The 7,372-nt window shown below is 64.5% G+C and carries 5 protein-coding genes, 2 rRNA genes and 1 pseudogene; 5 read left to right on the top strand and 3 right to left on the bottom strand.

All coding sequences use genetic code 11. The annotated features are described in order from the left end of the window. Together rrf (ACREP4_RS14605) and rrf (ACREP4_RS14600) are read left to right on the top strand one after the other, a co-directional pair. Positions 1-82: ribosomal RNA gene (gene rrf / locus ACREP4_RS14605) — 5S ribosomal RNA — on the top strand; the annotation flags it as partial. A gap of 130 nt (positions 83-212) precedes the next feature. After that, positions 213-327: ribosomal RNA gene (gene rrf, locus ACREP4_RS14600) — 5S ribosomal RNA — on the top strand. Between the two features lie 508 nt (positions 328-835). Here the strand turns inward: rrf (ACREP4_RS14600) and ACREP4_RS14595 are convergent. Beyond that, positions 836-982 carry a hypothetical protein gene (locus ACREP4_RS14595; RefSeq protein ID WP_431596907.1) on the bottom strand — a complete coding sequence of 49 codons (147 nt, stop codon included), beginning with the start codon at positions 980-982 and terminating at the stop codon, positions 836-838. A gap of 152 nt (positions 983-1,134) precedes the next feature. Here ACREP4_RS14595 and ACREP4_RS14590 point away from each other — a divergent pair. Continuing rightward, positions 1,135-1,631, top strand: a pseudogene (locus tag ACREP4_RS14590) (transposase). 211 nt (positions 1,632-1,842) lie between these two features. Here the strand turns inward: ACREP4_RS14590 and ACREP4_RS14585 are convergent. After that, positions 1,843-3,552 (bottom strand): M28 family metallopeptidase, encoded by a 1,710-nt coding sequence (locus ACREP4_RS14585; protein WP_431596906.1) that lies wholly within the window; start codon positions 3,550-3,552, stop codon positions 1,843-1,845. Positions 3,553-3,613: 61 nt separating this feature from the next. Beyond that, entirely contained in the window at positions 3,614-4,270 is a 657-nt protein-coding gene (locus ACREP4_RS14580) for a hypothetical protein (RefSeq protein WP_431596905.1), read from the bottom strand. Positions 4,271-4,362: 92 nt separating this feature from the next. Here ACREP4_RS14580 and ACREP4_RS14575 point away from each other — a divergent pair, with 92 nt between their 5' ends. Next, positions 4,363-5,664, top strand: coding sequence for a murein hydrolase activator EnvC family protein (locus ACREP4_RS14575; protein WP_431596904.1), 1,302 nt, complete (start codon positions 4,363-4,365; stop codon positions 5,662-5,664). Positions 5,665-5,856: 192 nt separating this feature from the next. Further along, positions 5,857-7,344 carry a S41 family peptidase gene (locus tag ACREP4_RS14570; RefSeq protein WP_431596903.1) on the top strand — a complete coding sequence of 496 codons (1,488 nt, stop codon included), beginning with the start codon at positions 5,857-5,859 and terminating at the stop codon, positions 7,342-7,344. Positions 7,345-7,372 lie beyond the last annotated feature (28 nt).

The raw sequence follows: 7,372 nt of genomic DNA, 5'->3' as shown, positions 1-7,372 counted from the left end.
CCCATCCCGAACTCGGAAGTGAAACGTAGCTGCGCCGATGGTAGTGTGGCCTAAGCCATGCGAGAGTAGGTCATCGTCAGGGTTTTTACCCAAAACCCCGTTGCCAATGCAACGGGGTTTTACTTTTCATGTAGTACCCCGGTTTATTACCGGCCCTGCAGTTTGCAAGGAACCGAATTCGAGCTGGCGCAGCGCGCCGCTCCTACCGTCTTCCTGGTGAAATTAGCGCTATGGAACCACCCGATCCCATCCCGAACTCGGAAGTGAAACGTAGCTGCGCCGATGGTAGTGTGGCCTAAGCCATGCGAGAGTAGGTCATCGCCAGGATTTAAACGCAAAACCCCCGCTGCCCAGCAGCGGGGGTTTTTGTTTGGGCGGGGGAAAGTGGGAAGGGAAACTTTTAGGGGACGACGACGGGCGGCTCTGGAGTAAGTGGAATATCCGCCTGGGGATAATGACGCGCGGTTTGGCGCAGGTCTGAACGTGCGGCTGCCGGGCCGGCGGGGAGCTGGTTGGGCGCTGGGGGTTATTGGGGGAGTTGCAGGGCTGCTGCTTCGTTCGCCCTCTCCCCAACCCCTCTCCCGTGAAGGGAGAGGGGCTTTACGTTGCTTGCGCTGAGAGATTTGTTGGAGGGCCGCTTGGTCGGGTGGGCTCAAGTAGATCCTCGGCGCGCCCTTGCGGGGCACCCGCATTCGGCGCAGCCGTGTGCTTTCGGGCGGCTTCGCCGTGCAACTCGGTAGTCCTGCCGAGTTGTCGGCCCGCTGACGGGAGAAGGGAAGGAGCGTGGCATCTGGGGACATCGATGCGGGCGGTGCGGGTAGCTGAAAAGTTGCCGTCAGGAATCCAGCTGTAGCGAGCGTGTCTCGCGTTGGAACCACTGGGGTTTGCCGTTGACTGGCTCGAAGACGTGGCTGCGTTGCAGGCTGCGCTGATAGACGTGCACCGACACGGCGATGTCGTTGCGGCTGTGATGGCTGGCCATTCACCTGGTGTCCCATGCCAAGAATGGAGTGTCGGCGCTGGAGCTGAAGCGGCACTTCGGCTGTGCTATCGCACCGCGTGGCGCATGAAGCACAAGCTGATGGCGGCCATGGCGAATGCCGAAACAGGGCGCAAGCTGATGCGTACGTCCAGATGGATGCTGCGCACCTGGGTGGCGAGCGCTCCAGCGGCGGCGGCGCCGAGCAGTGGAAAAACAAAGTGCCCTCCATCGCTGCGGCAGGCCAGCATCAAGGCCTACCGCACTACCTGCGGTTGGATCGGGTTCGCAGCTTCTACCGCGATACAGTGCTTCACTGGGCAGAGCAGGCGCTGCGTCCGGGCACGCACCTGGTCAGCGACGGCCTGAGTGCGTTCACTGGCGTGCAGTGGGCGGGCATGACGCATGAGCCATCGTCGTGGGCACGGGACGAAAAGCGGTACAGCAGCCACGCTTGCTATGGGTCAACACCGTGCTGGGCAACCTCAAGACCGCCTTGAGCGGCACTTATCACGCCTCGAAGTTCGACACATATGCCCAGCGCTACCTGTGCGCCTATCAATACCGCTTCAATCATCGCTTCGACTTGGCGGGAATGATCGGTCAACTCGCTGAGGCCGCTGATTCACGCCAGGGAGCTGCCGGAACATGAAATCCGGCAGCCTGCTGAGACTCGACGCTAATCAGGTCCCGTGAACGGGAGAGCGGCTTTAGCTGTGCTTGCGCTGTCGGTTTGCTGGCGCAAGGCAGTGGTGCATCGTCGCCTTTCTGTCGGGGGCGATCAGCTGGAATGACAGTCTGCTGGAACGACAGATGGAAAAACGGCGCCCATCGGGCGCCGTTTTGTTGTTGCTGGTTGAGGATTACTTTGCCGGTGTGCTGGCTTGATCCTTCATCATTGTGTCGCGATTGGCCTTGAACGGGTTGCCTTCGTACCAATTCGGCCAGGTGGCGCCTGCGGCGAGCTGGCTGCCGACGCCGTACAGCAGTTCGAGGTCTTCGACCGTGCCGTCGAGCTTCCAGGTGGCCGCGTCGAACTCGTCCTTCGGGCCGTGGTAGCGGTCCTTGCCGTAGGCTTCGGCTGCGCGCTTGCCGGCTTCGACGCCGCCATCGAGCAGGTCTTCGCCGCCATCGGCGTACAGCGCCGGGACGCCTGCCTTGGCGAAGGGGAAGTGATCGGAACGGAAGTAGAAGCCGCTCTGCACCGAGCTTTCAGCGTGCAGGGTGCGGTTCTGCTTGGCGGCCAGCGGCTTGAGGATGTCTTCCAGCTCCGAGCTGCCGAAACCGGTGACGGTCATGTCGCGGGCGCGGCCATTGACCGACATCGCGTCGATGTTGATGACGCCGGCAATCTTGTTGAGCGGGAAAGTCGGGTGGTTCACGTAGTACTGCGAACCGAGCAGACCGGATTCTTCCAGCGTGACCGCCAAGAACACCACCGAACGCTCCGGCGGCGTTGCCTGGTGCGCCATCGCGTCGGCCACTTCCAGGATGCCGGCCACGCCGGTGGCGTTGTCCACGGCACCGTTGTAAATGTTGTCGCCTTCCTCGCCTTCGTGCTTGCCCAGGTGATCCCAGTGCGCCATGTAGAGCACTGCTTCATCGGCACGCTTGCTGCCCGGCAGGACGCCCACCACGTTGCGTGACTTCTTCTCGGCGATGGTGCTCTTCAGGTCCAGCGAGAGCTTGGCCTGCAACGGCACCGGCTTGAAGCCGCGCTTGTTGGCGTCGCGATAGGCCTTGTCGAGGTTGAGCCCGGCCTCGGCGAACAACTTGGTCGCGGCCTCGGCGCTGAGCCAGCCCTGCGCTTGCAGGCGCGGTTCCTTGTCCTCGCTGGCCGGCAGGTCGTACTGCGCGCCGCCCCAGGAGTTCTTGACCACGTCCCAGCCGTAGGAAGCGCCGGCGCTGTCGTGGACGATAAGTGCGGCGGCAGCGCCCTTGCGTGCGGCCTCCTCGAACTTGTAGGTCCAGCGGCCGTAGTAGGTCATGCGCTTGCCGTCGAACAGCTTGGCGTCATCGACGTGGAAGCCCGGGTCGTTGACGAACATGACCACGGTCTTGCCCTTCCAGTCCTGGCCGGCGTAGTCGTTCCAGTTCTGCTCGGGCGCATCGACGCCGTAGCCGACGAACACCAGGTCGCTGGCGTCGATCTTGATTTCCGGCTGGCCGCTGCGGGTGCCGATGACCATGTCGGTGCCGAACTTCAACACTTCGCTGGCGTCGCCGCGCTGGATATTCAGCACGGTGTTCGGGTCGGCCGTGGTTTCGGTCATCGGCACGTCCTGGAACCAGCTGTCGCCGTTGCCCGGCTGCAGGCCAATGCGCTGCATCTGGTCGCGGATGTAATTGACCGTGAGTTCCTCACCCTTGCTGCCGGGCGCGCGGCCTTCAAATTCATCCGAAGCCAAGGTCTTGACCAGCTCGCCGAAGTCGGCGGCATTGATCGCACTGGCAAAGGTGTGCGCCGGCACCGGGGCGGGCGCGGGCGCCGTGGCGACTGGCGCTTCGGCGTCGCGTTTGCAGGCAACCAGCGCCGCGCTGGCGGCGAGACACAACAACAATTTGCGTGGCATGGAAATGGAAACTCCGTTTTGCAGTCGAACCCCGATTCTAGGCCGAAGCGGCGAACGAGACTTAGTTGGTTGGCGCGGTTTCGCTACTGAAGTGCTGAACCGTTGCGCCGGTGACCGGGCCGATGCGTGCGCTGTCATGCACATACAGCACGACCTCGCGTTCAAATTGCAGCGCGCCTTCGACCACCGCATTCGGGCCGATGATGACGCGCGGCTTGCGCGGCGCCTTGAACGAAATGCCGAAGGACGGGCGTTCCACCTTGATGCCGCCCTTGACCACCGAATCGACGCCGACGGTGATGTCGCCATTCACGGTTTCGATATCGCCGGCGAGCTCCGTAGCGACCAGGCCGATGCCGCCATTCACCGTGGTGACGTTGCCTCCGATGCGGCTACCACGGTCGACGAAGATGCTGCCGTTCACCGTTTCCAGACCGCTGGACAACACCAGGTTGCGGCCCACGCGAATAGCACCGTTCACCGTTTCGATGCTGCGCGCGGTGACGTTGTCGTCGACGCGGATGCTGCCGTTCACCGTCTCCACGCTGCGCGCGTTCACGCCGCTTGCCAGTTGGATGCTGCCGTTCACCGTGTCCAGATCGCGGTAGCTGTTCCCGGCCGTGGTTTGAATGCTGCCATTGACCTTGCTGATGTCATCGTCGGCCATGGCCAGCGGTGCGGAGGCGGCGAGGGCCAGCAACAGAAGAATGCGTTTCATGGGAATCGCCTTGGTTGGGTATTCCGGGGACAGGCGCCGATGGCACCACGCTTGGTTACAATCCGCACCTGCCTTAAGTCACTGGAAAGCCATTGCGCCAGACTTGCTACCACCGCCGTCAAGACCGGCTCCGGGCCCTGCCGCGCTGGAGCGCAGGCGGCCTGCTGGTGTTGGCGCTGGTGGCGGGCCCGTTGCTGGCGCAGAACACCCCACGCGATGCCGAGAAAAAACTGCAGGCGCTGCGCGGCGAGTTGAAGGGCGTTTCGCAGGAGCGCCGCCAGTTGGAAACGCAGCGCGGTGACGCCCAGCAGCAGTTGCGCGATGCCGACCAGAAGGTCGCCCGCAGCGGCCGCGCGGTGGCCGAAACCGAAGCGGCGGTGCGCCGCGAACAGCAGGCGCTGGTGGAACTGCAGCAGCGCAAGGTTGAACTGGAGAGCGGGCTGGCACGCCAACGTCAGCAGTTGGCCAGCTTGCTGCGAAGCGCCTATCAGTTGGGCAACCACGCGCCGCTGAAACTGCTGCTGTCGCAGGACCGGGTGGCCGATGCGAACCGTCAACTGGCCTATCACCGTTATATGCAGCGCGAGCGCGCTCAGGCGATCACCGCATTGACGGCCGATCTGCAGACGCTCAACAGCACCGAGCAGCAGATCATTGCCCGCAGCAAGGAGTTGGAGCAGGCGCGTGCGCAGCAGCGGCAGCAGGCCATGGCCCTCACTCAGGATCGCCGCCAGCGCGCTTCGCTGTTGAGCGAGCTGGACCAGCGTTATCAGGACCGCAGCGAGCGCGAAAAGGCGCTGGGCAAGGATGCGCAATCATTGGAACGGTTGTTGGCGAACCTGCGCGCGACGGCGGCACGGGCGGAAGCCGAGCGCCGTGCCGCTGCCCGCCGTGCTGCGGCGGAAGAGGCACGGCAGAAAGCCGCCAACACCGGCACCGCCGGGCGCGCACCGCCCCGCGCTGCAGCGGGCAAGACGCCGCCACGGGTGGTGGCCAATGCGCCCGCGCCACGCGTGGGTGGGCTGGGCTGGCCCTTGTCGGGCAACTTGCTGGCGCGCTACGGCGGCCGTTTACCGGATGGCCGCAACAGCGCTGGCGTGTTGATCGGCGCACCGGCCGGAAGCACGGTGACGGCGGTGGCCGACGGCACGGTTGTGTTTTCCGACTGGATGACCGGCTACGGCATGATCCTGATCGTCGATCACGGCAACGGCTACATGAGCCTGTACGCACACAACGATGCGTTGCTGCGGGATGCCGGCGCGCGCGTACGTCGTGGCGAATCGGTGGCCAAGGTTGGCAATTCCGGTGGACAGGGCGTGACTGCGTTGTACTTCGAGCTGCGCCGCAACGGCCAGCCGGTGGATCCGACGACCTGGCTGCAGCGGCAGTAAGCCGACGTTCGTTCGGCAGGCCAATCGCGGCAGGGCGGCACGATGGATCGTGAACGGGACACGGATGGCGGGTTTACCGTGGCTGGCTGCGTGCATCGCCCAGCCCTCCGGTTCAACGAGAATTTAGCCGGGCTTCGCGCATAATCGGGACCAGCACGCTTGGCGTGCATCCGTTTTCTCATGGAGTGGTTCATGCGTGTAGCCCGTCTTGTTGCTGCCCTGCTATTGGCCTTGTCCCCCGCAGTAACGCTGGCGCAGAGCGCGTCGGACAAAGCGCCCACGGCGGACGACCCTGATGCCAAGGAATCGGTGACCTCACGCGTACCGTTGGATGAAATCCGCCGCTTCGTCGCGGTCTACAACGCGGTTCGCGCCGCCTATGTGGAACCGGTCGACGACAAGCAGTTGATGCAGTCGGCCGTGCGCGGCCTGCTGCTGGAGCTGGACCCGCACAGCACCTACTTCGACAAGGAAGACGCGCAAGCCTTCGACGAGCAGGCTACCGGCGCCTACGAAGGCATTGGCGTGGAACTGCTACAGCAGGACAACGTGCTCAAAGTGGTGTCGCCCATCGATGACACACCGGCTACGCGTGCCGGCATCCGCGCCGGTGACCTGATTGTGGCCATCGACGGCAAACCGATCAGCGCGATCGAGGCGATGGAACCGCTGCGTGGCGTGGCCGGCAGCAAGGTGGTGCTGACCATTGAGCGCGGTGATGCCAAACCGTTCGACGTCACCGTCGTGCGCGAGACCATCCGCGTCACCAGTGTGCGCAGCAAGATGCTTGAGCCCGGTTATGGCTATGTGCGCATCAGTACCTTCCAGGCCGACACCGGCGCCGATTTCCAGAAGCACCTGGGCCAACTGCAGGCGCAGGCCGGTGGCAAGTTGAAGGGCCTGGTGCTCGACCTGCGCAGCAATCCCGGCGGCCTGTTGACCGCTGCGGTGCAGGTGGCCGATGACCTGCTCGACAAGGGCGGCATTGTCAGTACGCGCGGTCGCATTTCGATCAGCGATGCCAAGTTCGATGCCACCCCGGGCGACCTGATGAAGGGCGCGCCGGTGATGGTGTTGGTGGACGCCGGTTCGGCCAGTGCGTCGGAAGTGCTGGCCGGTGCCTTGCGTGACAACCAGCGCGCCCGCGTGATCGGCAGCCGCACCTTCGGCAAGGGCTCGGTGCAGACCGTGTTGCCGCTGGACAACGGGGATTCGGTCAAGCTCACCACCGCGCGTTACTACACGCCGAGCGGGCGTTCGATCCAGGCCACCGGCATCGTGCCCGATGTGGAACTGGCGCCGGAGCCGAGCGATGTGAACAAGGACGTGCCGGCCAGCCTCGCCGATTACAGCGAAGCCAGCCTGCCCGGCCACCTGCGCGGTGACGACGAAGCGAATGCCAGCAAGGCCGGCGTGGTGTTGTCAGGCGAAGGCCCGGTGCAGTCAGCGTTGCGTGAGCTCAAGCAGCCGGGCTCGGTGGCGAGTGTTGCCAAGGCCAAGCCGGCCAGCGCTGCTGCAACCCCGGCCGCTGCGGCCAAGGCTGAAGCAGCAACGCCGGAAGCAGCGGCACCTGCCGCCGCCAAGCCCGACGCGGCGAAGCCGGAAACCACCAAGCCTGATCCGATCACACCGCCGGCGAATGCCGAACCGCCCAAGCCGGCGACCGACGACGGCAAGTAATACCGGACGGCCCTGCACTGCAGGGCCG

It is taken from the genome of Stenotrophomonas sp., from assembly GCF_050737575.1.
Lineage (GTDB): Bacteria > Pseudomonadota > Gammaproteobacteria > Xanthomonadales > Xanthomonadaceae > Stenotrophomonas.
This window is presented reverse-complemented; position numbering and strand designations above follow the sequence as displayed.

Bases quoted from the DNA above. Each gene is read 5' to 3' on its own strand.
- ACREP4_RS14570 (WP_431596903.1), top strand. From the start codon at position 5,857: ATGCGTGTAGCCCGTCTTGTTGCTGCCCTGCTATTGGCCTTGTCCCCC.
- ACREP4_RS14585 (WP_431596906.1), bottom strand. From the start codon at position 3,552: ATGCCACGCAAATTGTTGTTGTGTCTCGCCGCCAGCGCGGCGCTGGTT.
- ACREP4_RS14595 (WP_431596907.1), bottom strand. From the start codon at position 982: ATGGCCAGCCATCACAGCCGCAACGACATCGCCGTGTCGGTGCACGTC.
- ACREP4_RS14580 (WP_431596905.1), bottom strand. From the start codon at position 4,270: ATGAAACGCATTCTTCTGTTGCTGGCCCTCGCCGCCTCCGCACCGCTG.